The 1,373-nt window shown below is 54.4% G+C and carries 1 rRNA gene; it reads left to right on the top strand.

Annotation, left to right across the window (positions count from 1 at the left end):
- A 23S ribosomal RNA gene (locus AB4Z13_RS32730) occupies nt 1-1,373 on the top strand; the annotation flags it as partial.

Here is a 1,373-nt window from a genome sequence, read left to right as displayed (position 1 = left end):
GCGATGGGGGGACGGATCGCGGAAGGTTGTCCGGGTGTTGGAAGTCCCGGTCCCTGCATTGGAGAAGGCGCTTAGGCAAATCCGGGCGCGTAATTCAAGGATGTGGGGCGAGCGGCCTTGAGCCGCGAAGCAATTGGAAGTGGTTCCAAGAAAAGCCTCTAAGCTTCAGTCATACGAGACCGTACCGCAAACCGACACAGGTGGGCGAGATGAGTATTCTAAGGCGCTTGAGAGAACTCGGGAGAAGGAACTCGGCAAATTGGTACCGTAACTTCGGGATAAGGTACGCCCTTGTAGCTTGACTGGCCTGCGCCAGGAGGGTGAAGGGGTTGCAATAAAATGGTGGCTGCGACTGTTTAATAAAAACACAGCACTCTGCAAACACGAAAGTGGACGTATAGGGTGTGACGCCTGCCCGGTGCCGGAAGRTTAAATGATGGGGTGCAAGCTCTTGATTGAAGTCCCGGTAAACGGCGGCCGTAACTATAACGGTCCTAAGGTAGCGAAATTCCTTGTCGGGTAAGTTCCGACCTGCACGAATGGCGTAACGATGGCCACACTGTCTCCTCCCGAGACTCAGCGAAGTTGAAGTGTTTGTGATGATGCAATCTCCCCGCGGCTAGACGGAAAGACCCCATGAACCTTTACTGTAGCTTTGCATTGGACTTTGAACCGATCTGTGTAGGATAGGTGGGAGGCTTTGAAGCGTGGACGCYAGTTCRCGTGGAGCCRTCCTTGAAATACCACCCTGGTTTGTTTGAGGTTCTAACCTTGGCCCGTGAATCCGGGTCGGGGACAGTGCATGGTAGGCAGTTTGACTGGGGCGGTCTCCTCCCAAAGTGTAACGGAGGAGTTCGAAGGTACGCTTGGTACGGTCGGACATCGTACCTAAAGTGCAATGGCAAAAGCGTGCTTAACTGCGAGACTGACAAGTCGAGCAGGTGCGAAAGCAGGWCATAGTGATCCGGTGGTTCTGAATGGAAGGGCCATCGCTCAACGGATAAAAGGTACTCYGGGGATAACAGGCTGATACCGCCCAAGAGTTCATATCGACGGCGGTGTTTGGCACCTCGATGTCGGCTCATCACATCCTGGGGCTGAAGYMGGTCCCAAGGGTATGGCTGTTCGCCATTTAAAGWGGTACGYGAGCTGGGTTTARAACGTCGTGAGACAGTTTGGTCCCTATCTGCCGTGGGCGTTGGAATCTTGACGGGGGCTGCTCCTAGTACGAGAGGACCGGAGTGGACGTACCGCTGGTGTACCTGTTGTCTCGCCAGAGGCATCGCAGGGTAGCTATGTACGGAAGAGATAASCGCTGAAAGCATCTAAGCGGGAAACTCGCCTGAAGATGAGGATTCCCTGGAGGCTTGACC

Source organism: Rhizobium sp. YAF28 (assembly GCF_052113285.1).
Lineage (GTDB): Bacteria > Pseudomonadota > Alphaproteobacteria > Rhizobiales > Rhizobiaceae > Rhizobium.
This window is presented reverse-complemented; position numbering and strand designations above follow the sequence as displayed.